Raw genomic sequence first — 23,888 nt, 5'->3', positions numbered from 1 at the left:
ACGCGGCCTGCCGCTTTTAGGTGGTTAACGGTACTTAAGGTACACTAAGTTACCGTCTATCAGCCCCTATTTTGCCTATGCCGCCTTTTGTGCCGACCCGCCGCTATTTCCTGAAAGGCCTTGCCGCGACGGGCATTGCCTCGCTGTTGCCTGCCCAGTGTCGGGCAGCGAGTGCCGACGTGCTTAGCGGCACGGCGTTTACCCTGACTATTGCCCAAACTATGGTTGATTTTACGGGTACAGCGCGTCCTGCGACCACGGTTAATGGCTCCATCCCCGCGCCGACTTTGCACTGGCGCGAAGGTGATACGGTGACGCTAACGGTGGTTAACGAGTTGGCGGAAACCACGTCGATACATTGGCATGGCTTGATTTTGCCTTATGAAATGGACGGTGCGCCCGGTATCAGTTTTAACGGTATCCCGCCGGGCAGCCGCTTCACCTACCGCTTTAAAGTCCAGCAATCCGGCACTTATTGGTATCACTCGCATTCGGGTATGCAGGAGCAAACTGGGCTGTATGGGGCGATTGTCATCAGCCCCGCCACCGAAACCATTGTCGCTGACCGTGATTATGTCGTGCAATTGTCGGAATGGACGGATGAAGACCCGTTGGCGGTGTTTGCCAAGCTGAAAAAACAGAGCGATTACTACAATTTCAACCAGCCCACGGCGGTGGATTTTATCCATGATGTTGCGCACGATGGCCTAGGGGCGGCGTTGGACAAGCGGGCGATGTGGAACGAAATGCGCATGTCCATGACCGATTTGGCGGACATTTCCGGGTACACTTACACTTATTTAATCAATGGCAAAACGGCGGCGGATCATTGGTTGGGGCTGTTCCAACCGGGTGAGCGGGTGCGCTTGCGCTTTATCAATTCGGCGGCGCAAACTTTTTTTGATGTGCGTATCCCCGGCCTTAGCCTCACTGTTGTCCATGCCGATGGCCAGCCGATTATTCCCGTTAGTGTCGATGAGTTGCGTATAGGCCCTGCGGAGACCTACGATGTGCTGGTTAGCCCCAGCCAGCAAGCCTATACCGTGTTTGCCCAGTCTATGGACAGAAGCGGTTTTGCTTGCGCTACCTTAGCCATTCGCACGGGTTTGTCGGCCCCTGTACCCACGCCGGATAAGCCGGAACCCTTGGCCATGACCGATATGATGGGGGCAATGTCCAGCCAAGTCGCCGTCCATCACGCCAAAAGCGAATACGGCGCGAGTGTCGATATGCGGGTCGATACGCCGCGCACGAATTTGGATGATCCGGGTGTGGGCTTGCGCAACAATGGCCGCCGGGTTTTGACGTATGCCGATTTGCGCAGCGTAGAGGGTATTATCAGCGATCAGCGGCCACCAGGGCGCGACATAGAACTGCACCTGACTGGCAACATGGAGCGTTATAGTTGGTCTTTGGATGGGGTGGCGTTTGACGAGTCCACGCCTATCCATTTCCGTTACGGCGAACGCCTGCGGGTGATTTTTGTTAACGATACGATGATGAGCCACCCCATGCACTTGCACGGCTTATGGAGCGATTTGGAAAGCTCCGACGGCCAAGTGCAGGTACGCAAGCATGTGGTGGTGGTGCAACCCGCCCAGCGCGTCAGTTTCCGAGTTACCGCCGATGCGCGGGGCTATTGGCCTTGGCACTGCCATTTGTTTTATCACATGCACGGCGGCATGTTCCGGGTGGTGGTGGTGGCATGAAAAAACGCCTGTTACTTTTAGCGCTGTTGGGCAATGTGCCGTCAGCTAAGGCCGAGCCTGCTATGGATCATCAGCATCATAATATGGCGGATATGTCCGCCGAGGACATGGAGGCGATGGAAGAACCTAAGCATCCTGCCGCCACACCCAAACCGCATCAGCACCCCGTTGATGCCGAGCCAGAACCGCATCAGCATGGCGTTGATGTTGCGCCAGAACCGCACCAGCATCCTGTTGGTGCCGTGCCAGAACCGCACCAGCATCCCGTTGATGCCGCGCCTGAACAGCACCAGCATGGTGTTGATGCCGCGCCTGAACAGCACCAGCATGGCGTTGGTGTTGCGGCTGGTCTGCATCAGCACACAGGGTATACCGCAGCTAACGACCACCCCCCTAAAGATGCCCGCGACCCTGATGCCTATTCTGACGGCTATGATTTTGGCCCAGGGATTGCCCATAGCCATAAAGAAGAACACCCCCTTGCCGCCTTGCTGGTTGACCGTTTGGAAGGCTTAGGTACTGGGGCGCAGAGCCTGATGACCTACGATTGGCAAGCGTGGTATGGTAAAACCGCCGACCGGGCCGTGATCAGGGCGGAAGGCAATATCGACGCGGGGCAATTTACCGATGCGCGTAATGAAGTGCTATGGGGCCACGCCTTAACCCCGTTCTGGGATACGCAACTGGGTATCCGCTATGATGCGGGGGCAGGGCCTGAGCGTAGCTGGGCCACTTTCGGCTTACAAGGCTTTACCCCGTATTGGCTGTATGTCGAAGCCACCGCCTATATCGGCGAGCAAGGCCGGGTCGCGTTTCGGATTGAAAACGAATATGATTTGCTGATTACCCAACGCCTGATCCTGCAACCGCGTGTCGAAGCCAATTTTTATAGCCAAGGCGATGCCGGGCGCGGTATTAGCAGTGGCTTGTCTGATTTTGAAAGCGGCTTACGGTTACGCTATGAAATCCGCCGCGAATTCGCGCCTTATATTGGTGTGGAATGGTCTACCGCGCCAACGGTTAACCATATCGACAGCCGCACCGATATGACCCGTTGGGTGGCTGGGGTGCATTTTTGGTTTTAGGGGATGGGCTTTATATCGTTATTAAGCAAGGGTATGTTTTGTGTTTTTTGTGTTAAATTACTGCATAGTGCATTAGTATTTTAGGAGCCGTTATGGCACGACAAATATCCCACTCCAGTATCAAAGTGATAAGCCGGAATGAGCAAATATCGCTGGACAGGCAAGTGCTGGTTGAGGAGCAAAAGCAAGGCGTGTGGCTAATCCGCACTATAACGGTTATCCCCGACAACGAACACTGGTTACAGCATCCTAAAGTAGCCGCCGATTTGCAACAGGCGTTAGCATGGGCTACCGCCCATCCGGCAAGCGATGCCAGTCTCGATAGCGTGATGGAAAAACTGCATGAAGGCGAGTGATGCCAGAATGTCTAAGGTGTGTCTTGATTTAAATAATCCTGTTTTTCAAGAAAATTTGTTGTTTTTATAAAACGGCGTCTTGGATACTTTCTTCCTGAATTAGCTTATGTCAGATCAGTTTACTGTAAAATTGTTTTTTTCTTATTCGCATAAAGACGAGTGCTTTCGTAATAAATTGGCGGAGCATTTAAGTAAGCTTAAGCGTGACAAGGTGATTGATGCTTGGCACGACCGTAAAATCCCCGCTGGCGAGGAATGGGAAAAAGCCATTGATGACAATCTTGAAGCTGCCCATATTATTTTATTGCTGATTAGCTCTGATTTTTTGAATTCTGATTATTGCGATTATGAAGTAAAACGCGCCATGCAGCGACACGAGGAAAAGTCAGCGACGGTAGTTCCGGTATTGCTGCGTCCTTGTGACACTGAGGGTTGTGATTTTATGAAGTTGCAGGGGTTGCCAAAAGATTTAATGCCAGTGTCTAAGTGGGGCGACCAAGATGATGCTTTTACTGATATTGCTCAAGAAATACGCTCAATTGCTGAGAAAATTCGCAAAGAAAATACCGATTGTAAACAAAGTGCTGATGGAATGAGCGGGCAAATAGGGAACAGCTTCCAATACGGTACGGCTAACAAAGACAATGTCATTTTGCCATATTACGATGAATTGGTGGTTATAAGAAGGGCGTTGGCAAACTTCTTTGAAATTTTGGGCGAAGAAAATTCTTTACCCAAAGACCTTGACTATAGGTTGCGGCAAATAGCCGATAACTATAAGAGGCTAAAAAATGATTCTGAGAAATAAAAGAGGAATATGATGAACACGTCAATAGTTGTTGGTGATTTTTCAAAGAGTGTTCCGGTTAACGGCTTTTCTCCTGTAGTTAATTACGATGCTGCTAAAAAAGCCAGTAAGCATTATCTTGATATTGCGCAAAACTTAAATAGCTTAGGTGATGCATATCAAGAGCAAGGGATGTATGCGCACGCGGAACAAGCATTTCTACAAAGTAGGGAAATTTATGAAAACGCATTAGGAAAAGATCATCCTTATGTTGCTAATTGTTTAAATAATCTGGCTGTTATTTATAAAGCCCAAGGATTGTATGAACAGGCCGAACCTTTGTATCAGCAAAGCTTGGCTATTTATGAAAAAGCTTTAGGAGAAAATGCGCCTGATGTTGCTAATTGTTTAAATAATCTGGCGAATCTGTATCAAGCGCAAGCTAAGTTTGAGCAAGCAGAGCCCATATATCAACGGGTTCTGGCGGTGTTGCAGGAGTCTTTGGGAATAAATCATCCAGTGATTGCTAATATACTGAATAATATGGCTAATCTTTATCAAGCGCAAGCGAAATATGGGCAAGCGGAACCTATGTATCAGCGGGGCTTGGCTATTTATGAAAAAGCTTTGGGGGCAGAACATCCTGATGTAGCTCTTGGTCTAAATAACTTGGCTATGCTGTATTACGCGCAAGGTAAATATGGGCTAGCGGAGCCTTTGTTTCAACGAAGTTTAGAAATTAGGATAAACGCTTTAGGGCAAGAGCATCCTGATGTGGCACTGAGTTTAAGCAACTTAGCGGAACTGTATCGGAAGCAGGGCAAGTATGAGCAAGCAGAGCCCTTGTATCAACAAGGTTTAGCTATTAGGGAAGCTATCTTAGGAAAAGACCATCCCGATGTTGCTAGCAGTTTAAATAACTTAGCAACACTTTATGAGGTGCAAGGGAGATATGGAGAAGCTGAATCGTTGTATTTACGGAGTTTGGTTATTAGGGAGAAAGCTTTGGGTCAAAATCATCCTGATGTTGCCGATGTTTTAAGTAACTTAGCTGTAGTTTACCATGCTCAAGGAAAATATGATGAAGCCGAGCCTTTGTGTCAACGAAGTTTAACTATCAGGCAAAACGCCTTAGGGGAAGAGCATCCTAGTGTTGCGCTGAGTTTAAGCAATTTAGCGGAACTTTATCGAAGACAAGGCAAGTATGCACAAGCCGAACCGTTGTTTAAAGAGGGATTGCGTATTAGGGAAAAGGTTTTAGGTAAAGATCATCCTGATGTCGCCAACAGTTTGAATAATTTAGCCTTGCTTTATTATGTACAAGGTAAGCATGATCAAGCCAAAGAGTATTTTATAAGAAATCTGGCAATTTGTGAAAAGGTCTTAGGTGCAGATCACCCAACGACAAAACAGGCGAAATCAAATTATGAGTTGTTTTTAGCCGCACGGCAAAACCAATGAAATTACCGTTCTCCCAGTCATTTGGCGTACTATAAGCCAACAGGCGTGGTGTTCATGCGCTTGTCCCCGTCCGTTCGTGCAGAATCCTGCCGCAGCACAAACAGATGGGGCAAGCGCAGTATGAATGTCCAATTTCCCGCGCCCCTTCGCCATCAACCTCGGAACCACTGCCATGCACACACAAAAACTCAAGGATTTGCAGCATCATCATGATTTCGCTGTGATTAGTCGACAAGGTGAGCGGCGTACTTGGCAGGTGTTGGTGCTGACCTTGATTATGATGGTGTTGGAAATTATGGCGGGGACGCTGTATGGGTCGATGGCGTTGCTGGCGGACGGTTGGCACATGGCGACGCATGTCGCGGCGTTTATGATTACGCTGTTGGCTTACCGCTATTCCAGGCTTCATGCGGATGACCATACGTTTGCGTTTAGTGCGGGTAAGGTGGGGGTGTTGGGTGGATTTGCCAGTTCTATCGCGCTGGGGGTGGTGGCGTTGATGATGTTGCTGGAGTCTGGCGAGCGGATTTTTCATCCTCGGACGATTCATTTTGACGAGGCGTTGGTGGTGGCTGGGGTGGGGCTGTTGGTGAATGTGTTGTGTGCGTGGTTGCTGAAAGACCATGACCATCACGATCATCATGCCGCTCATGAGGGCCACGGCCACGAGCATCATCACGACCATAACCTTAAGGCGGCTTATGCGCATGTTTTGGCGGACGCGCTGACTTCGGTGCTGGCGATTGTCGCGTTGGTGGCGGGTAAGTTTTATGGTTGGGTGTGGCTGGATCCGGTGATGGGGATTGTCGGGGTGCTGGTGATTGCCCGTTGGTCTTATACCTTGATTGGCGAAACTAGCCCGGTGTTGTTGGATGAAAGCGTGGGGCAGCATTATCAAACGGAGATCCGGCAAGCCCTTGAGCAAGATGCCGATAACCGGGTCGCGGATTTGCATATTTGGTGTGTAGGGCCTGGGCATTTTGCGGTGATTGTTTCGGTGGTGTCGCATCAGCCGCAAGCGCCGGATTATTATAAGGCCTTGCTTAAGCCTTTTTACCGTTTACGCGGTTTGGGTAAGCTTTCGCATATTACGGTGGAGGTTAACCAGTGCGTAGGGGAGGGCTGTGATGGTTAAGGGAGAGGGTAGGGGTTTTTTGACAGCGGATAAACGATGATTAGTGTAATACAGCGCGTGACTAGCGCGAAGGTGACGGTTGATGCGGTGGATATTGGCGTGATCGGTACGGGGATTATGGCGTTGGTGGGGGTGGAAAAGCCGGATACCCGCCAAGCTGCACAACGTTTGTTAGAGCGTATCCTAAATTATCGGATTTTTGCCGATGCCAATGACCGGATGAATTTAAGCCTGCGGGATATTAACGGCGGCTTGTTGTTGGTGCCGCAGTTTACCTTGGTGGCGGATACCCAAAAAGGCAACCGTCCCAGTTTTGCCAGTGCCGCCCCGCCTGAGCAGGGGCGTGAGTTGTTTGGCTATTTGCAGGAATTGGCGCAAGCGACTTATCCGCAGGTGGCGTTCGGGCAGTTTGGTGCGGATATGCAGGTGGCGTTGGTCAATAACGGGCCGGTGACGTTTACGTTGAGGACTTAGGAGCGTGCATAAAATTAAGTAGGCGTTCATTTACGCCTCAGTGTGTTAAACCCCACCCCTCGGTTCCTGAGCGAAGCCGAAGGGCCCTTTGCAGGGGAGGGAGCCAATGTCTTCCCCGTCGTTCCCGCACGGCATAGCCAGCGAAAAGCCTAAGGGGTTTTCGGCTTGCAGTTTTTGCGCGGCTTGCTTTGCGTGTAGTTGTTGGCTTGTTGCCTGTGCCCGGCGGGCTTGTTCGCTTAGCCCTAAGGTGTTGTAGATGACGCTGAGGTTTTGGTGCCAACTGGCATGGTGCGGCTGTTTGGCGATGGCCTGTTGTAAGAGCTTGAGAGCGGTTTCGGCTTGGCCTTGTTGGAAGCGGACAATGCCCAGCATGTGTAGGGCGGCGGCGTGCTGGGGCTGGTGTTGCAGGATGGTGCTAAAAATCGTGGCGGCGGCTTCCTGTTCGCCTGCTTGTAAGCGCGTCATGCCTTGAAAGAAATAGCCTGCGGGTAAGGCGGCGGGCGGCTCCGGGTCGGTTTGCGCCTCGCTTGGCGGGGCGTTGAGGATGTCTTCCAAGGGCTGCAAGAAATCGGCGTAGCGCCGCCATTTTTCGGTTGAGGTGTTGTAGATGGGTTGCCGCACTTGCCAGACGCTGGCGGTTTTTACGGCGCGTTCTAAGTTTTGGTAATTCAATACGGTGTCTGTCCAGTCCAGTTGCAGGTAGGTGAGGATTTGCCGGGCGGCGGCTTCGGTGTCGGCGACGACATCCTCGTAGCGGATGGTCAAAATCGGTTTTACCAGTACCGCATCCCAATGGCGCATTAAGGCTTGATGGTCGCGCAGTTGTTTGCCGATGTCTTCTAGGTCGTAGGCGAAGCCCATGCCGCCAAATTTGGCTTGGTAATCGGTGAAGTAGTTGGAGACGGCGACATCACGCGGTTCGCGCAGAACATGGATAATGGGGGCGTTGGGGAAAAGCAGGCGGATTAGGCCGATGTTTTCAAAATTATGCGGCAATTTATCGACGATATAGCGGGCATCGGGGGCGTAGTGGCGCAACTCCGCGAGGATTTCGTCGGCATAGTGGCGGGCTTGGTCTGCGGTTAAGTCGCGGACACAGGCGGGGTAGTGTTGCCCTGAGCCTAGATGGCGTTCCCAGGCGTTGAGTTTTTGGATAATGCCTGACAGGAGGCCGATTTCGCCCGCGACAAAAATGTCTTTATGGCCGCCTAAGATTTGTTCGACTAAGGTGGTGCCGGAGCGGGGCATCCCTAAGACAAAGGTGGGCTGGGCGGACGGGTTGCCGTAAGCTTGGGTTTGGGCGAAAAAATCCGCCGTGAAGGTTTGGCGTATCGCCCGGCACTGTTGGCTATGTTGCTCGGCATTGTAGCTGAGTAATTTACGGTTGGCGGCGTTGGCTTGGTTAACAAACTGGAAGGCTTTGGGGTAGTCTTTTAGGTGTTCCCAAACCGCCGCCAAATCAAACAGCAAACAGCCGGACACCGCGCCTTGTAAGCTGGGCAGGTAGGCGACCCGTTCTATGTGCGCCAAGCGTTCGGGGTCTTCGGGGAAGCGCCGGGCGTTAATCAACGCGCCTAAGGCAGCGACCGGATGCCGGGCGGTTGCCGCTTCAAAATGGGTGAGGGCTTCGTCTACCCGCCCCCATTGCAATAATAATTGCCCTAGGCCTAAGCAGGCGGGGGTATAGTCCGGCACTTGCGCTAATGCTTGCCGATAGTAGTCTTCCGCCAGACTTTCTTCGCCTGTGACGCTGGCGATTGCCACTAGGGCTTCGGCGCGGCTTAAGCCCGAATCGTTGGCGGTCAGCGTTAGGGCTTGTTCGGCGGCTAACCGTGCGCCCTGTTCGTCAAAATACTTTGCCCCCAGTTGCGCCAGTTGCGCCCATAATGACGCGTTATCCGGTGCGTGTTGGATGGCGGTCTGCATATAGCGTACGGCTTTGCCATAATGGCCTTGCACCCGCGCCAGGGTGGCTAGCTGCATCAGCAATTCGACATCTTCTGGGTGCTTGCTTAAGGCGTTGCGTAACGATTCGGCGGCTTGTGCGTGTTTGTCTTGTCCGGCTAAGACCAATGCTAAGAGTTTGACGCATTTGAGTTCATCCAAACCTGCGTCTAAGGCGTGTTGGATGGCGGTTTCGGCGGCTTCCCAGTACCGTAGGGCGACGTAGGTGTCCACCGCGACCAGTAACCATTGCTGTAAATGCCCACCGCCCGCCGCCTGTGCGTGTGCCACGGCTTGCAGGGCGAGTTCAAAGTCTTCCAGATATAAAGCGCAACGGGCGATATTGATGTGCAAGGCGGCTTGTTGCGTTGCCGGGCTGTATGGTACCGCGCGTTGGAAATCGGCCAGCGCGTCGGCAAAATGGCCTAATTGCATCCGCACTAAACCGCGCCGCGCCTGTGCCAGATAGGCGTTCGGCTGTTGGCTTAGGACTTGGTCTAAAGCAGCTAAGGCGGGTAAGGGGTCTTTTAACAGGAAATGGATGGCGGCGATGTCGGTTAAGGTGTCGGCATCGGTGGCTAGGGTAGCTTCCGGCGGCAAGGCCTGTAAGCATTCGCGGCCTTGGTCAAACTGTTGCTGTTGGCAAAACAATACGCCCAGTAAAGCCAATAAGGCTGGCTGCTGGGGGTGTTCTGCCAAGGCTTGTTGGCACAGCGCCGCCGCTTCGGCTAACGCGCCTTGTTGTTGTAAGGTTCTGGCGGCGGTAAGTTGGGGCGGGTTGATGGCTTGGGTCATAAGCGGCGAGAATCTGGTAGGCGGGGCTGAACGTTGGTATTCTGGGTTTAGTATCGCGCAAAGGCTAAAGGCCTTTGCATTCCGCCCGATATTTTGCTGGTGGCCTTTCAGGTGTTTTCAACCTGAAAGGCCTAAGCCGTGGTTGGGCGGGGTGTCAGACAAAGACAAATTGGCTATCGGGCAGGCCTGCCGGGAGTCCGGTCAATTCAATGGTCGCGGTATGTTGTGCCGTGCTAGAGATAAAGACGAAGCTTGAATTATAACCGCCACGAGAGGTGGTGTGCCATTCTTGAACATAACCGGTCCTGCGCGTGTATTGGCTGGAAATTAGCAAGGCTTTGGTCGCCCCGGCTTGCCAAGAGACCCGATCATGGAATGCATAGGCAGTGATAATGCCATTCGTCCCGATTCCAAAGGTATCGGCTTGCGAAATATAGTGGCTTCTGTTGACGTGGTCGGTACCGACAAAAGACGCGCCGCTTATATTAGCGAACAATAATTTGTCTTCTAAGCCAAAACCGCTTAAGTCAATGCTGGGTGTTGTCCAGTAGGGGCTGGTCAGCAGGGTGATTTCTTGTACGGAGCTGTCGAACACGCTGCCGACGTTAGCGGCGCTGGTCGGGTCGGAAATGGTGTAGGCGGTAGGGGCTTCAATATCGGTGATGGCGGTGTTGAGCAGTAGGGTCTCGCCGTTTTTGGTGAAAGTGTGGTAGCCGTTGCTGATACCTTTATCCGTCCAGCCGCTATCCATTTTTATGGTGTTGCTGCCATCGCTGGCATCGACTTTTAGGGTGTTGTTGCCGCTGATGTTGTGGATGCTTTGGGTATCGACGATTAAGGTGTCGTGGCTGTCCGCTAGGCGGATGGTTTCGATGTTTTTTAGTGTCGTGGCGGTGCGTAAGTCGATGGTTTGGTTGGTCGCCATGATTTGCAGGTTGTTGCTGCCTGTGCCGCCGTCGATGGTGTCACCGTTAAAATCGCTGATTTGCAGGGTGTCGTTGCCCGCCCCGCCGAGCAGGGTGTCCACGCCCAAGCCGCCGCTCAAAATGTCATTGCCTGCCCCGCCGTCCAGGACATTATTGGCATCGTTGCCTTTCAGGGTGTTGTTGAGGTCGTTGCCGGTGCCGTTGATGGCATCTGTGCCTGTCAACATGAGCTTTTCAAAGTTTGCGGCTAATGTCCAACTGATGGAGGATTTGATTTTATCGGTGCCGCCATTGGCCGTTTCGACCAAGGTGTCGGCGGTGCTGTCGACGACGTAAACGTCGTCTCCGCTGCCGCCAATTAAAATATCGGCATCGCTACCGCCGTCCAAGCTGTCGTTGCCGTCGCCGCCGATGAGGATGTCGTCGCCGTCGCCGCCTTTTAATATGTCATTGCCCGCGTCGCCGATCAGGTTGTCATTGCCGCCGTAGCCGAACAGTTTGTCGTCTGACAGGCCGCCGATTAGGGAGTTGTTTTGGTCATTACCTTTTAAAGTCGCCATATATCCACCGTTTACAAGAAATTGATTATGAGTTGGTTGCGATTTTTGTTCCGCAGCTTGTCAGGCCGAATGAGGTTATTTAGACAAAAACAAATTGGCTGTCGGGCAGACCGGCGGGGAGTCCGGTTAATTCAACCGAGCCATTATGCCCTACCGTTTTGACGCTAAGCGTAGTGGTTGTGTAGTAATAGCCGCTGGAACTGCCGGGATAGACATGTTGGACAAAGGTGCTGATGCGGGTTAGCTGGCTAGAAATCAGCAGAGCCTTGGTCGCCCCGGCTTGCCAAGACACTAAGTCATGGCCCCAGTGGTTGGTAAAACCGTAGCTTTGTGAGATGTAGCGGCTGCGGCTGACGTGATTAATGGTGAAAACGGGCCATCCTTGTATGCCGCCATCCCCTAAGGAAATGAGCAATTTGTCTTCCAGACCAAAACCGCTGAGGTCGATACTGGAGACTCCCCAAGCGTCATAAGGCTTGCCGCCAAAGTCAATGGTGATGTCTTGTTCTGAGCTGTCGAACACACTGCCGATATTGGCGGCGCTGGTCGGGTCGGAAATGGTGTATTGGGCGGGGGCGACAATATCGGTGATGGCGGTATTGATCTGCAAGGTTGCGCCGTCTTTAGTCAGGGTGTGGTAGCCGTTGATGATGCCGTTGTCTGTCCAACCGCCGTCTATTTTTAGGGTGTTGCTGTTGTCGCTGGCATCGACTTTTAGGGTATTGTTGGTGTTGCCGAGGTTGAGGATGCTTTGGGCATCGACGATTAAAGTGTCGTGGCTGTCCGCCAAGCGGATGGTTTCGATACTTTTTAGCGTCGTGGCGGTACGCAAATCCAACGTTTGGTTATCCGTCATAATTTGCAGGCTGTCCATGCCTGTGCCGCCGTCTATCATATCGCCGTTAAAATCGCTGATTTGTAGGGTGTCGTTGCCCGCCCCGCCGAGCAGGGTATCCATGCCCAAGCCGCCGCTCAAAATATCATTGCCCGCCCCGCCATCTAGGATATTGTCTGCATCATTGCCTTTCAGGGTGTTGTTGAGGTCGTTGCCGGTGCCGTTGCTGGCATCTGTGCCTGTCAATAGTAGCTTTTCAAAGTTTGCGCCCAATGTCCAACTGATGGAGGACTTGATTTTATCGGTGCCGCCATTGGCCGCTTCGATCAGGGTATCGGCGGCATTATCGACGAAGTAAACGTCGTCTCCGCTGCCACCAATTAAAATATCGGCACCGCTGCCGCCATTCAGGCTGTCGTTGCCGTTGCCGCCGATGAGGATGTCGTCCCCATCGCCGCCTTTTAAGATGTCATTGCCCGCGTCGCCGATCAGGTTGTCGTTGCCGCCGTAGCCGAACAGTTTGTCGTCGGACAGGCCGCCGATTAGGGAGTTGTTTTGGTCATTACCTTTTAAAATTGCCATATATCCACCGCTTAATAAAAGTTTATGTGCTTAACGCCATGCTGCGGTTTTGCCACCGCTCACAGCTTATCTGGTTAAAATGACTGCATTATTAACTAGATAATCTATTAGTTTTTTGCAGGCTACCGGATAGAATCCGTCAAAAATATGTCTTAAGTAAGCCAAGATGCAGGCGTTATGGGCTGTTAAGCCCATTTTGGCTTGACTTGGGTATGTCTGACAGGATCTATTTGAGTGTTGCCTATTGTTGCGCGTACTTCTTCTGGATTTCGCCAAACAGAATATAACGCCTTTGGTTTGGCTGGCGTTACGGTAGCAAATAAATGCGGGAATAACTATTAAGTATTACCCAAGGCTAGGTAAATTTGTCACAACAAGGTGATGGGGTGGCTACGCATCCGGTATATGCACTGGCAAGGTGTGCCGGATTTTCTTTGGGTGGCGGCGCAATGTCACACGCGCTACGCGGGCATCCTTGTATAATGCGGTTTTTAATTTGAGATTGTTTAAGCTATGAGCCTTTCCCTTGTTGAACTTGAAACCGTGGTGCGCGAAGCGGGGCAAATTGCCTTGGCGCATTTTAGAGATTTAAAAAATACCGCTATCCACAAAAAAAATCCGCGTGATTTTGTGACTGCCGCCGATTTGGCGGTGGAGGCGTATTTGCAGGCGGTGTTGACGGAAAAATATCCTCAGTATGGGTTTTGGGGCGAAGAGAGCGGGCAGTCGGCAAATCAAGCTTCGCGCTGGATTGTTGACCCGATTGACGGTACGCATTCGTTTGCTAGGGGGCAGTATTTTTGGTCGATCAGTGTCGCGTTGGAAATTGACGGTGAGCTGATGGCGGGGGCCGTGTATGCGCCGGCTTTGGATGACTATTACACGGCGGCAAAAGGTCAGGGTGCGTTTAAAAACGGTCAGGCGATTACGGTTTCTGCTGAGGCCAGTTTGGCGGATGCAATGGTGGCGACGGGGTTTGCCTGTTTACGCGCGTATCTGACCGATAATAATTTGGCGCGGTTCGGGCGTATCGCCCAGCAAACTACCGGGCAGCGGCGGTTCGGGTCGGCGGCGATGGATTTATGCTTGGTCGCCGACGGTCAGGTCGATGCGTTTTGGGAGCAGGAACTGAATTTGTACGATGTCGCCGCTGGCGCGTTGATCGTTTTGGAAGCGGGCGGTACGGTCACGGATTTTCAGGGTAATGCTGGGGTGTTCCCTAAGCAGATTTTGGCGACCAATGGCAAGGTTTTAGCGGATATTTTGGCGTTGATGTGAACGCCGATTGAAGGGGCTGTACCCTAGGGTACAGCTTACCGGGCATTTTTTGATAATGATGGCTTAATAATGGCGACTAAATATCTCAATCCTTACACCGATTTCGGCTTTAAAAAGTTGTTCGGCGAAGAAGCCAGTAAAGACCTGTTGGTGGATTTTTTAAACCAACTGTTGCCGCCCCAGCATCAAGTGGCGGAGCTGAGTTTTAAGAACCCGGAAAAAATGCCCGGCACGGCGAAAGAGCGCAAGGCGATTTTTGACATTTACTGTAAGAACGTCAATGGCGAGCAGTTTATCGTCGAGATGCAGAAGGCCAAGGTGAAATTTTTTAAAGACCGCTCGCTGTTTTATTCGACTTTTCCGATTAAGAACCAAGCCCAAAAAGGCGGCTGGTCGTTCAAGCTACTGCCCGTATACATGATCGCCATTTTGGATTTTGTCTATGACGAACAGGAAGAGGCGGCGAAATTCCGCCGCGATGTTTGTCTGAAAGACCAGGACGGCGATATTTTCTACGATAAGCTGCATTTTAAGTTTCTGCAAATGCCGTTGTTTAACAAACAGGCGGATGAATTGGCAACGCACTTTGACAAGTGGCTGTATTTTCTTAAAAATCTGGAGAACTTCGACCATATCCCCGCGATACTTAATGAGCCGATTTTCCAAAAAGGTTTTGAGATTGCCGAATTGGCGCACTTGCGGCCTAAGCAGTTTGACGATTACCAAAAAAGCTTGCTGGACTATTGGGAGGTGAAAAATGTAATGGACACCTCGTTTGAGGAAGGGGTTGTGAAAGGTAAAGAGGAAGGCTTGGCGGAAGGGATTGCGAAAGGTAAAGAGGAAGGCTTGGCGGAAGGGATTGCGAAAGGCAAAGAGGAAGGTTTGCTGGAAGGGGTGACGAAAGGTAAGGAAGAGGGGCTAATGGCAAGCAAGTATGCTGTCGCCAAGACGATGTTGGCGGACGGCGAACCCTTGGAAAAAATTATCCGTTACACGCAATTGTCCGCCGAACAAATTGCGGCTTTAAACGGCACGCGCAAGTAGCTTTTTCATCAGCTACTTGTGGGAGGGGCTTGCCGCAAAGGCGGGCAGGCTGCCCGCACTTCAAAGGGATTAGTAAGGCGCTTCGCTAGGCTTGGGCTTTAAGTTTTCGGGGTCTTTGTCAGTGCCGCCGCTGCGCATAAAGCCAAACAGGCTGGTGATTTTTTCCCATAAGGTTTTGTCCAAGTCGCGTTTGGGCACGTTGACGGTCTGCTCCTTAGGGGCTTTGATAGTGGGTACGCCGCCGCCCGGTTTCAGGTCGCCTTGCATTCCGGCCAGTTCGTCGCCGTTAAACACTAAGGTGACGCGTTTTTTCACTTCGTCTTGGCCGCTGACTTTATCGGCATAGATATAATCCCAACGGGATTGGTGGAAGACGTTTTTCAACATCGGCGAACCCATGATATACAGCACTTGGCGTTTGCTCATGTGCGGTTTGAGCTGGTCTATCATGTCCTGTTCGACAATATTGCCTTGCTGGATTTCCAACGTATATACGCCGGGCAGGTGGTTTAAGACCATCGAGCAGGAGGCTAGGGTTAGTGATAGCAGACAGACGGAAAAAAGCGGTTTACTCATGGGGCCGGCAAGTTCGGTTAAAAACGTAAAATCATACAGGATGTTAAACGATTATCCTATAAAACTGTCATGCCTTGATGGCTTGAAAAAGGCTACAATGGACAGAATTTTCACCCACTGCCGCCATTGCGGCGAACCGGAGTTTACCAATGGAATCCCATGATTTAAGAAATGCGGGCTTAAAAGTGACGCTGCCGCGCGTTAAGATCCTGCAAATTTTAGAAAAACAGCTTAACGAGCGGCATTTGACGGCGGAAAAGGTCTATAAAATTCTCCTCAGCGAAAATGAGGAAATTGGTTTGGCGACCGTTTACCGGGTACTGACCCAGTTTGAGGCGGCAGGCCTGGTGACCCGCCACCATTTTGAAGGCGGCAATTCGGTGTTTGAATTGGCGACCGCCGACCATCATGACCATATTATGTGCATGAAATGCGGCAAGGTCGATGAATTTACCGATCATGTGATTGAAACCCGCCAGAAAGAAATTGCCGACCGGCTCGGTTATGAACTGACTGACCACGGCCTGTATTTATACGGTTTTTGCCCTCATTGCAGAAAATCCTGATTTTTCCTCCTACCGATACTATTCATGTTTAAACCCTTAATATTTTATATCGGCCTGCGTTATACGCGGGCAGAGCGGCGCACACAGTTTATCTCCTTTGTCACCTTGGCATCGGTGCTGGGTATTGCCTTAAGTGTGGTCGCTTTAATCACGGTGCTGTCGGTGATGAACGGTTTTGTCGAGCAGATCAGTGCGCGTATGCTCAGCATGACCGCCCATGCGACGATGACCGGAAAATACGGGCAATTAGACGATTGGCAAGCCCTAGACCAAAAACTGGCGGGTATCCAGCATGTCCAAGGTGCAGCGCCGTTTATTAACGGGCAGGTGATGATTAACGCCGATAGGCGGGTTAGCGGTACGGTGCTGACCGGGGTGTTGCCGGATAAGGAAGCTAATGTCTCGGAAGTCGCGCAGAAAATGGTTGACGGCAAACTGGGCGATTTGGTGGCTGGGCAATACGGTATTGTTTTGGGGGCGGAGTTGGCTAATTATTTGGGGGTGATGATGGGCGATAAAATCACCGTCATCAGCCCGCAGGTCAATTCTACGCCAGCGGGGGTGGTGCCTCGGATGCGCCGCTTTACCGTGGTCGGCATTTTTAAGGTGGGCATGTTTGAATATGACCGCAATATGGCTTTTATCCATTTGGACGATGCCGCGAAGCTGTTCCGCATGGAGGGGGCGGTGTCGGCGGTGCGCATCCGGCTGGATAATTTGTTGGATGCCCCGCGCATTACCTTGGCGTTGGCCAACCAATTTGCCGGTGAGTATGCGGTCAGCGATTGGACAAAGGCGCACGATAATTTTTTCCAGGCCATTAAAATGGAAAAGCGGGTGATGTCGATCATTTTGCTGCTGATGGTTGCCGTGGCGGCGTTTAATATTGTCTCGACGCTGATTATGGTGGTGACGGATAAGCGCGGCGATATTGCCATTTTGAAGACCCAAGGCCTGACTTCGGGTTCGGTGATGGGCATTTTTATGGTACTGGGCACGGTGATCGGTTTGGCGGGGACGGCTTTGGGTGTGGTCGGCGGGGTGTTGCTGTCGCTGAATATCGCCGATTTGATCCATGCCATTGAAGAGGCGACCGGGTTTAAATTTTTATCGGCGGAAATCTATTACATCAGCGATTTGCCGTCAAAATTGCTGTGGACGGATGTTTATGGCATCGCGGGCATGGCGTTTTTGCTGTCCTTATTAGCCACCATTTATCCCGCTTGGCAAGCGTCGAAAGTCAATCCGGCGGAGGTGTTGCGTTATGAATAAGCCAGCTATTTTAACTTGCCAGAATCTGACCAAACGCTATAGCCAAGGTGAGTTGGATGTCGAGGTCTTAAAAGGCGTTAACTTGCAGATAGGCATCGGTGAACAAATTGCCATTATGGGCGCGTCCGGTTCCGGCAAAAGCACGTTGCTGCATTTACTGGGCGGTTTGGATAAGCCCACGGGCGGCGAGGTGGTGTTGGACGGGGTGAACTTGAACAAGGTCAGCAGTAGCCAGCAGGCGAAACTGCGCAACAAGTCGCTGGGCTTTATCTACCAATCGCACCATTTGCTGGGCGAGTTTACCGTCTTGGAAAACGTCGCCATGCCGTTGTTGATTGCCGGGCTGTCGGTCGCCGAGGCGAAAGTCCGCGCTACGACCTTATTGCAACGGGTCGGTTTGGGGCATCGTATTGCCCATAAGCCGGGGGAGTTGTCCGGCGGCGAACGCCAACGCGCCGCCGTGGCGCGGGCGTTAATCAACAAACCGGCGGTGATTTTAGCGGATGAGCCGACCGGAAATTTGGACAGCAAAACCGCCGAACAGGTTTATCAATTAATGTTGGAGCTGAACCAAGAATTGCAGGTGAGTTTTTTGGTGGTGACGCATGACCATGAGTTGGCGGCGAAGATGGGTAAGGTGTTGCACATGGAAGATGGGGTGATTGTGGGAGGATAGGTAGCTGTTCTCGCGTAGCCAAGCCGTATTGTCCGATACAACAGATAAGCATAAGCAACCATTATGATTAAAGAATTAAGGCTAAAAAACTGGAAAAGCTTTGCCGATGCCACGTTGTATATTGACCCGTTGACGTTGTTGATAGGCACTAATGCCAGTGGTAAGTCGAATGCTTTGGATGCTTTGTTGTTTTTGCATCGATTGGCTTCTGGGGGTTATATTTTTGATGCGATTAATGGTAATGGCGATACCAAGCTTCAGGCTTTGCGGGGTGGGATTGAGTGGGTTTGCCTTAAGCCGCATAGACAATTTACGCTTGAAGTTTTGGCGGATGGTGTGGAGGCAAACCAAGATTGCCGTTATGTGCTGACGGTTCAGGTCAATCAGCTTAACGTAGAGTTGATTGCAGAGAGCTTAACGCTGTTGACGTATGAATCGGTAGGAGGGCTTCTTCCCAAAGAAAAAGATATTTTCAGGTATAACAGTAAAGATGGTGGTGGCGGGAATAATTTGTGTTTGCTGAGCAGTTTTGCTTCTATTCCAAGCCTAGATGGAATTCTAACATTAAACCTTGGCTCAGCCCTTAGCTTAAACCAAACTAAAACATTTTTTGAAAAAGATGCCCTCGTTAATATCAATTATGTTCTCGCACAACTTAAACAAATTTTCATATTTGACCCCATCCCTAGCCATATACGCGACGACTCCCCTCTATCAAAAAAACTCAATACCGATGGTTCCAATATCGCAGGCGTTTTAGCGGCACTTGAACCCTCGCGCAAAGAAGAAGTTGAAGCAACGCTAACAAACTACTTTAAGTCCTTACCGGAATCGGATATTAAACGGGTCTGGGCAGAAACCATCGGTAGATTTAACTCTGATGCCATGCTCTACTGTGAGGAAGGCTGGGGCGAGGCGGCCAGCCATGAGATAGACGCACGCGGCATGTCTGATGGTAGCTTACGCTATCTGGCGATAGTCACTGCGCTATTGACACGCGAAAAAGGCAGTTTGTTGGTGATTGAAGAGGTTGATAACGGTTTGCACCCTTCGCGGGCGCATTTGCTGTTAGAAATGCTGAGGACATTAGGCAAAGAACGTGGGGTGGATGTGATTGTCACCACCCATAACCCTGCATTACTGGATGCGGCAGGCGGCAAAATGTTGCCGTTCATTACCGTGGCGCACCGTGACGGCAAAACGGGTGTAAGCCAATTAATCCAGCTTGAGGACGTTAACCAATTGCCCAAGCTGATGGCTTCGGGCAGTTTAGGCAAGCTTAGCACGGAAGGGCGGATTGAGGCCGCTTTGAAGCGTGAGGATGCGCAGTGAGAAAAGTGCTGATTATCGACACCAGCATTTTATGTGTTTGGTTGGCTGTGCCGGGTAAAGACACTTGTGGCTCAGATGATAACCGCTGGGATAAGCAGCGGGTCGATCAAACAATTCAAGACGAGCTACAAGCCCAAACGACGTTTGTCCTGCCCTTAGCCGCCCTTATTGAAACGGGCAACCATATCGCCCAAGCTCCTGCTTATCGGTTTGAGCGTGGGCAAGCCTTGGCGGATTTGTTGCGCAAGACGGCGGATAGTGAAACCCCGTGGGCGGCGTTTTCTGAACAATCTAGCTTATGGTCGCCGGAAAAGCTTAAATATCTCGCTGACACTTGGCCTAAATTGGCGGCGCAAAAGCTATCATTAGGCGATGCGACCATCAAAGATGTCGCCGACTATTATGCCCAAATGAATTATGTGGTGGAAATTCTTACAGGCGACCAAGGCTTAAAAGCCTATCAGCCCAGTGTGCCGCCGGATGTGCCTAGACGTAGGCAGCGGCGTTGACCGCCCATGATGGTCATCGCCCCGGCTTTTTTAGCAGGGATTGTGTTGGTGCAACAATTGGCGCAGTTGCCGTCGTGGTATTGGCTGGTGTTGTGTGCTGGGGCGGCGGGGCTGATGGCGTATTGGCGGTGGCTCTTCGGGGTGTTTTTCTTCTTGGGTGTGCTCTGGGCGGCACTGTTTGCCCAGCACCGCCTCGCCGACCGCTTGCCCGTGGCGTTGTCGGGGGTTGATACGGTCGTTACCGGGCGGGTTGCCGATTTGCCGGAGCAGGCCGAGCATCTGGTGCGTTTTGATTTGCAAGTTACGGACGCGCCGCCGCAGATCCCATCGAAAATACGCCTGAGTTGGTATGCGCCTGAGCAGGCTCTAAAGGCGGGGCAGTTATGGACGTTTACCGTTAAGCTTAAACCCCCGCATGGGACGCTCAATCCGGGCGGCTTTGATTACGAACGCTGGCTGTTCACCGAAGGTATGGGGGCGACGGGCAGTGTCCGCCCCTTTCCTAAGGCGGTGCGGGTAGTGGAAGCCTCGTGGCGGACACCGCTGGCTTTATGGCGGCAAGCGGTCAGTGACCGTTTGTCGGCGGCACCGATACCTGCTGAGTCCATCGCGTTGCTGAAAGCCTTAACCATCGGTTTCGGCAATGACATTAGCCCAGCGGCTTGGACGGTGTTCCGGCAAACCGGCACCACCCATTTGGTGGTCATTTCCGGCTCCCATATCGGCCTGATTGCGGGCGGCGTGTATTGGTTAGTGGCGCGGTTGTGGGCGCGGACGGGCTATCTGGCATGGTCGCCGCCACGGGTGGCGGCGCTGGCGGCATTAGTGGCGGGGACTGTCTATGCCGGGTTGGCGGGGTTTTCCGTACCCGCGCAACGCGCCGTAGTCATGTTGGCGGTGATGATGTTGGCGATTGTTTGGCAGCGTCCGGTGCGGCCTTTTTATACCTTGGCCTTAGCGTCGTTTGTGGTGTTGGTTTATGACCCGTTGGCGGTGTTGTCACCGGGATTTTGGTTGTCTTATTTTGCCGTTGCGGTGATTTTCTACGCGATTATGGGGCGTTTGGGCAAGCCGCATTATCTGAGCGAAGCTATCCGTATCAATTGGCTTACCTCGGTGGGGTTATCGCCGCTGTTGCTGTTCTTTTTTCAGCAAGTGTCTTTGTGCGCACCGTTAGCCAATATGGTGGCCGTGCCGGTGATCAGTTTTTTGTTAGTGCCGCTGGCCTTACTTGCTACGCTGTTACTGTTTGTTTACGCGCCTTTGGCGAATATGTTACTGGGGGCGGCGGATAAGTTATTGCAGGGTTTGATGTGGCTATTATCTGGTATGGCGCAATGGCCTTGGGCTAGCCTTAACCATCCGCAACCTTCCGGCTGGGCCTTGGCTATGGCGGTGTTGGGCTTATTGTTGCTGTTCGCCCCGCGTGGGTTGCCGTCGCGGTTTTTAGGGGCGGTGATGCTGTTACCGCTGCTGTTCCCGGATAGCCAGAAATTGCGCCCCGGCGAGTTGAATGTGACCGTGTTGGATGTCGGGCAAGGTTTGGCGGTGGCGGTGCAGACGGCTAACCATTGGCTGGTCTACGACACGGGCGCGAAGTTTTCCGCGCAAAGCGACAGCGGGTTGCAAGTCATCTTGCCGTTTCTGCGTTTGCAAGGGGTGGCGCGGTTGGATAAGCTGATGATCAGTCATGGCGATAATGACCATATCGGCGGTGCGGAATCGCTGTTGCATGAAATCCCGGCGGCTGAGGTGTTGACCAGTGTGCCGCAACTTTTGCAGGCCTACGCGCCGCAACAATGTGTGGCGGGGCAAGCGTGGCAGTGGGATGGGGTTAGCTTTACGGTCTTATCGCCGCCGTCCGGGCTGTTTGTCTCGGAGAATGACAATTCTTGTGTCGTCAAAATCACCTCGGCTTATGGTTCGGCGCTGTTGACGGGGGATATAGAGCGGGGGGCGGAACTCGGTTTGTTGAGGACCTATGGCGACCAGTTACACGCCGATGTGTTGGTCGCGCCCCATCATGGCAGTAAGACCTCGTCAACGGCTTCATTTTTGCAAACCGTGCAAGCGGAAACCGTTATTATCCCGGCGGGTTTCCAAAATCCGTTTGGCCATCCCCACGCGAAAATCCTGCAACGTTATCAAGCGTTAGGGGCGCAAGTGTTGAATACCGCCGACAGCGGTGCGGTGACTGTCCACTATGCGAATGGCATTAAGGCCTTGGCGTGGTTCCGGCACAGCGAGGCGCGGTATTGGCATTATCGCTGAGCATGAACGGCCTTAGCGTCTGGGTGACGGCGAAGAAAAAAACCTTATCCGGGCAAGAATGTTATAGAATAAACGGTTTTGAAAATTACTGCCGGGATTCACCGGCCCATAATAAAACAGTGGCTTAAGAATTATGCGATGTCCGTTTTGTGGAGCACACGATACCCGCGTACTGGATTCCAGATTAGCGAATGAAGGCGATCAGGTGCGCCGTCGTCGTGAATGTAATGTCTGTAAAGAGCGCTTTACCACGTTTGAAGTGGCGGAGCTGACCATGCCGCGCGTGATTAAACGCGGTGGTGTGCGGGAGCCGTTTGATGAAAAGAAATTGCGTTCGGGGATGTTGAAGGCTTTGGAAAAGCGTCCAGTCGAAGGCGATGCCATAGAAGCTGCCGTCAACCGTATCAAAAAAGACTTGATGGTGTTGGGTGAACGGGAAATTTCGGCGCAGGAACTGGGCGAAAAAGTGATGAAAGAATTGAGCGGTCTGGATCATGTCGCTTTCGTGCGCTTTGCCTCGGTGTACCGTAGCTTTCAGGATGTCAGCGAGTTTACCCAAATGATCGCCGATTTACAGAAGACCAGTTAATGTCCCAATCTGCCCGCGATGATGCGTTTTATATGGCGCGTGCCGTCCAGTTGGCGGCGAATGGCCGCTATACCACAGACCCTAATCCACGGGTCGGCTGTGTGCTGGTCAGGGACGGTGTCATTATTGGCGAAGGCTGGCATCAACAGGCAGGTTGTGCCCATGCTGAAGTGGCGGCGCTCAACAGTGTTGCCGATGCTCAAGGCGCGACCGCCTATGTGACGCTGGAGCCGTGCAGCCATTTTGGCCGGACTCCGCCGTGTTGCGACGCGCTGATTAAGGCGGGTATCCGCCGTGTTGTCGCCGCTATGGCAGACCCGAATCCATTGGTTGCAGGGCAGGGCTTGGCGCGGCTTAAGGCGGCTGGCTGTGAGGTGCAGGTCGGTGTTTTGGCCGCCGATGCCGAAGCGTTAAATCGGGGTTTTATCAAACGGATGACCGGGCAAGGCTCGTGGGTGCGCAGTAAATTGGCGATGAGCTTGGATGGGCGCACCGCTTGCGCATCTGGAGAAAGCCAATGGATTACCGCCGCACCAGCGCGGGCTGATGTCCACCGCCTCCGCGCCGAAAGCTCGGCGATTTTGACGGGCGTTAATACGGTGCTGGCGGATGATCCCAGCTTGAATGCGCGGGTCGATTTTCCGGTACTGCAACCGCTTAGGGTTGTGCTGGACACGCATTTGCAAACGCCGCCGACGGCGCGGATGGCGGCTCTACCGGGCCGCTCGTTAATCTTGACTTGCTCGGATGATGCGGTTAAGCAACAACGCTTACAAGCGGCGGGGTTTGAGGTGTACCGTTTGCCTGAGCAAAACGGGCGGTTGGCGTTGCCTGCCGTTATGGCATTTTTATCCGAACAGCAGGTTAACGAGGTTTTGGTCGAAGCGGGGGCGGTATTAAACGGCGCGTTGCTGGCGGAAAATTTATTGGATGAAATCGTGGTCTATATGGCGCCTGCGATCTTAGGCGATCAAGGCCGTGGCTTGTTCCATTTGCCTAAGGTGCTGACAATGGCGGATAAGCGCGAATTGCAGTTGCTGGATGTGCGGCAGGTGGGCGGGGATTTGCGCTTGACGTTGCGGCCACAAGAAGCGGTTATGGAATATCAGGCTAAGAGTTAAAAACG

Annotated in this window: 21 protein-coding genes; 17 read left to right on the top strand and 4 right to left on the bottom strand. The window is 52.3% G+C overall.

Annotated elements, in window-relative coordinates:
• Window positions 1–77 precede the first annotated feature (77 nt).
• The 7 genes from CEK71_RS00965 (at window position 78) to dtd (ending at window position 7,007) form a co-directional block, all read left to right on the top strand.
• The gene (locus CEK71_RS00965) at window positions 78–1,709 is read left to right on the top strand and encodes a copper resistance system multicopper oxidase (protein WP_088617630.1); all 1,632 of its coding nucleotides are present in this window, start codon (window positions 78–80) and stop codon (window positions 1,707–1,709) included.
• Window positions 1,706–2,794, top strand: a complete 1,089-nt coding sequence (locus CEK71_RS00960) for a copper resistance protein B (RefSeq protein WP_232463730.1) — start codon at window positions 1,706–1,708, stop codon at window positions 2,792–2,794. Before CEK71_RS00965 ends, CEK71_RS00960 begins: the two co-directional genes overlap by 4 nt.
• A gap of 92 nt (window positions 2,795–2,886) precedes the next feature.
• Window positions 2,887–3,150 carry a hypothetical protein gene (locus CEK71_RS00955; RefSeq protein ID WP_088617629.1) on the top strand — a complete coding sequence of 88 codons (264 nt, stop codon included), beginning with the start codon at window positions 2,887–2,889 and terminating at the stop codon, window positions 3,148–3,150.
• 106 nt (window positions 3,151–3,256) lie between these two features.
• Window positions 3,257–3,958, top strand: a complete 702-nt coding sequence (locus tag CEK71_RS00950; protein WP_088617628.1) for a toll/interleukin-1 receptor domain-containing protein — start codon at window positions 3,257–3,259, stop codon at window positions 3,956–3,958.
• Between the two features lie 9 nt (window positions 3,959–3,967).
• Window positions 3,968–5,398 (top strand): tetratricopeptide repeat protein, encoded by a 1,431-nt coding sequence (locus CEK71_RS00945; RefSeq protein ID WP_088617627.1) that lies wholly within the window; start codon window positions 3,968–3,970, stop codon window positions 5,396–5,398.
• Window positions 5,399–5,522: 124 nt separating this feature from the next.
• Complete coding sequence (gene dmeF, locus CEK71_RS00940) at window positions 5,523–6,533, top strand: CDF family Co(II)/Ni(II) efflux transporter DmeF (protein ID WP_232463729.1); 1,011 nt, start codon at window positions 5,523–5,525, stop codon at window positions 6,531–6,533.
• A 36-nt stretch (window positions 6,534–6,569) separates the two neighbouring features.
• Window positions 6,570–7,007, top strand: a complete 438-nt coding sequence (gene dtd, locus CEK71_RS00935) for a D-aminoacyl-tRNA deacylase (RefSeq protein ID WP_088617626.1) — start codon at window positions 6,570–6,572, stop codon at window positions 7,005–7,007.
• 45 nt (window positions 7,008–7,052) lie between these two features.
• Here dtd and CEK71_RS00930 read toward each other — a convergent pair whose 3' ends face one another.
• The 3 genes from CEK71_RS00930 to CEK71_RS22360 all read right to left on the bottom strand — a co-directional run bounded on the left by CEK71_RS00930 (window position 7,053) and on the right by CEK71_RS22360 (window position 12,649).
• Window positions 7,053–9,746: a tetratricopeptide repeat-containing sulfotransferase family protein gene (locus tag CEK71_RS00930; RefSeq protein WP_088617625.1), complete on the bottom strand. Its 2,694-nt coding sequence runs from the start codon at window positions 9,744–9,746 to the stop codon at window positions 7,053–7,055.
• 154 nt (window positions 9,747–9,900) lie between these two features.
• Window positions 9,901–11,232 carry a calcium-binding protein gene (locus CEK71_RS22365; RefSeq protein WP_157678903.1) on the bottom strand — a complete coding sequence of 444 codons (1,332 nt, stop codon included), beginning with the start codon at window positions 11,230–11,232 and terminating at the stop codon, window positions 9,901–9,903.
• A gap of 79 nt (window positions 11,233–11,311) precedes the next feature.
• Window positions 11,312–12,649, bottom strand: coding sequence for a calcium-binding protein (locus tag CEK71_RS22360; protein WP_157678901.1), 1,338 nt, complete (start codon window positions 12,647–12,649; stop codon window positions 11,312–11,314).
• A gap of 513 nt (window positions 12,650–13,162) precedes the next feature.
• Between CEK71_RS22360 and CEK71_RS00905 the strand changes: the two genes are divergently transcribed.
• Together CEK71_RS00905 and CEK71_RS00900 are read left to right on the top strand one after the other, a co-directional pair.
• Window positions 13,163–13,927 carry an inositol monophosphatase family protein gene (locus tag CEK71_RS00905; RefSeq protein WP_088617621.1) on the top strand — a complete coding sequence of 255 codons (765 nt, stop codon included), beginning with the start codon at window positions 13,163–13,165 and terminating at the stop codon, window positions 13,925–13,927.
• Between the two features lie 69 nt (window positions 13,928–13,996).
• Window positions 13,997–14,971, top strand: coding sequence for an Rpn family recombination-promoting nuclease/putative transposase (locus CEK71_RS00900; RefSeq protein WP_088617620.1), 975 nt, complete (start codon window positions 13,997–13,999; stop codon window positions 14,969–14,971).
• A gap of 69 nt (window positions 14,972–15,040) precedes the next feature.
• Here CEK71_RS00900 and CEK71_RS00895 read toward each other — a convergent pair whose 3' ends face one another.
• Window positions 15,041–15,547 carry an outer membrane protein assembly factor BamE gene (locus CEK71_RS00895; RefSeq protein WP_088617619.1) on the bottom strand — a complete coding sequence of 169 codons (507 nt, stop codon included), beginning with the start codon at window positions 15,545–15,547 and terminating at the stop codon, window positions 15,041–15,043.
• Window positions 15,548–15,696: 149 nt separating this feature from the next.
• Here CEK71_RS00895 and fur point away from each other — a divergent pair, with 149 nt between their 5' ends.
• The 8 genes from fur (at window position 15,697) to ribD (ending at window position 23,883) form a co-directional block, all read left to right on the top strand.
• Window positions 15,697–16,113 (top strand): ferric iron uptake transcriptional regulator, encoded by a 417-nt coding sequence (fur, locus tag CEK71_RS00890; protein WP_088617618.1) that lies wholly within the window; start codon window positions 15,697–15,699, stop codon window positions 16,111–16,113.
• A 24-nt stretch (window positions 16,114–16,137) separates the two neighbouring features.
• The gene (locus CEK71_RS00885) at window positions 16,138–17,385 is read left to right on the top strand and encodes a lipoprotein-releasing ABC transporter permease subunit (protein ID WP_088617617.1); all 1,248 of its coding nucleotides are present in this window, start codon (window positions 16,138–16,140) and stop codon (window positions 17,383–17,385) included.
• Window positions 17,378–18,061: a lipoprotein-releasing ABC transporter ATP-binding protein LolD gene (gene lolD / locus CEK71_RS00880; protein ID WP_088617616.1), complete on the top strand. Its 684-nt coding sequence runs from the start codon at window positions 17,378–17,380 to the stop codon at window positions 18,059–18,061. The genes CEK71_RS00885 and lolD overlap by 8 nt, the downstream gene beginning before the upstream one ends.
• A 63-nt stretch (window positions 18,062–18,124) precedes the next feature.
• The gene (locus CEK71_RS00875) at window positions 18,125–19,393 is read left to right on the top strand and encodes an AAA family ATPase (RefSeq protein WP_088617615.1); all 1,269 of its coding nucleotides are present in this window, start codon (window positions 18,125–18,127) and stop codon (window positions 19,391–19,393) included.
• Entirely contained in the window at window positions 19,390–19,902 is a 513-nt protein-coding gene (locus tag CEK71_RS00870; RefSeq protein ID WP_088617614.1) for a hypothetical protein, read from the top strand. Before CEK71_RS00875 ends, CEK71_RS00870 begins: the two co-directional genes overlap by 4 nt.
• A 6-nt stretch (window positions 19,903–19,908) precedes the next feature.
• Window positions 19,909–22,173, top strand: a complete 2,265-nt coding sequence (locus CEK71_RS00865; protein WP_088617613.1) for a DNA internalization-related competence protein ComEC/Rec2 — start codon at window positions 19,909–19,911, stop codon at window positions 22,171–22,173.
• A gap of 133 nt (window positions 22,174–22,306) precedes the next feature.
• Window positions 22,307–22,762, top strand: coding sequence for a transcriptional regulator NrdR (gene nrdR, locus CEK71_RS00860; protein WP_088617612.1), 456 nt, complete (start codon window positions 22,307–22,309; stop codon window positions 22,760–22,762).
• On the top strand, window positions 22,762–23,883 hold the full coding sequence (gene ribD / locus CEK71_RS00855; RefSeq protein ID WP_088617611.1) for a bifunctional diaminohydroxyphosphoribosylaminopyrimidine deaminase/5-amino-6-(5-phosphoribosylamino)uracil reductase RibD: 1,122 nt from the start codon (window positions 22,762–22,764) through the stop codon (window positions 23,881–23,883). The genes nrdR and ribD overlap by 1 nt, the downstream gene beginning before the upstream one ends.
• The last annotated feature ends 5 nt before the right edge of the window (window positions 23,884–23,888 follow it).

Origin of the sequence: Methylovulum psychrotolerans (assembly GCF_002209385.1) — a bacterium.
Classification (GTDB): Bacteria; Pseudomonadota; Gammaproteobacteria; order Methylococcales; family Methylomonadaceae; genus Methylovulum; species Methylovulum psychrotolerans.
This window is presented reverse-complemented; position numbering and strand designations above follow the sequence as displayed.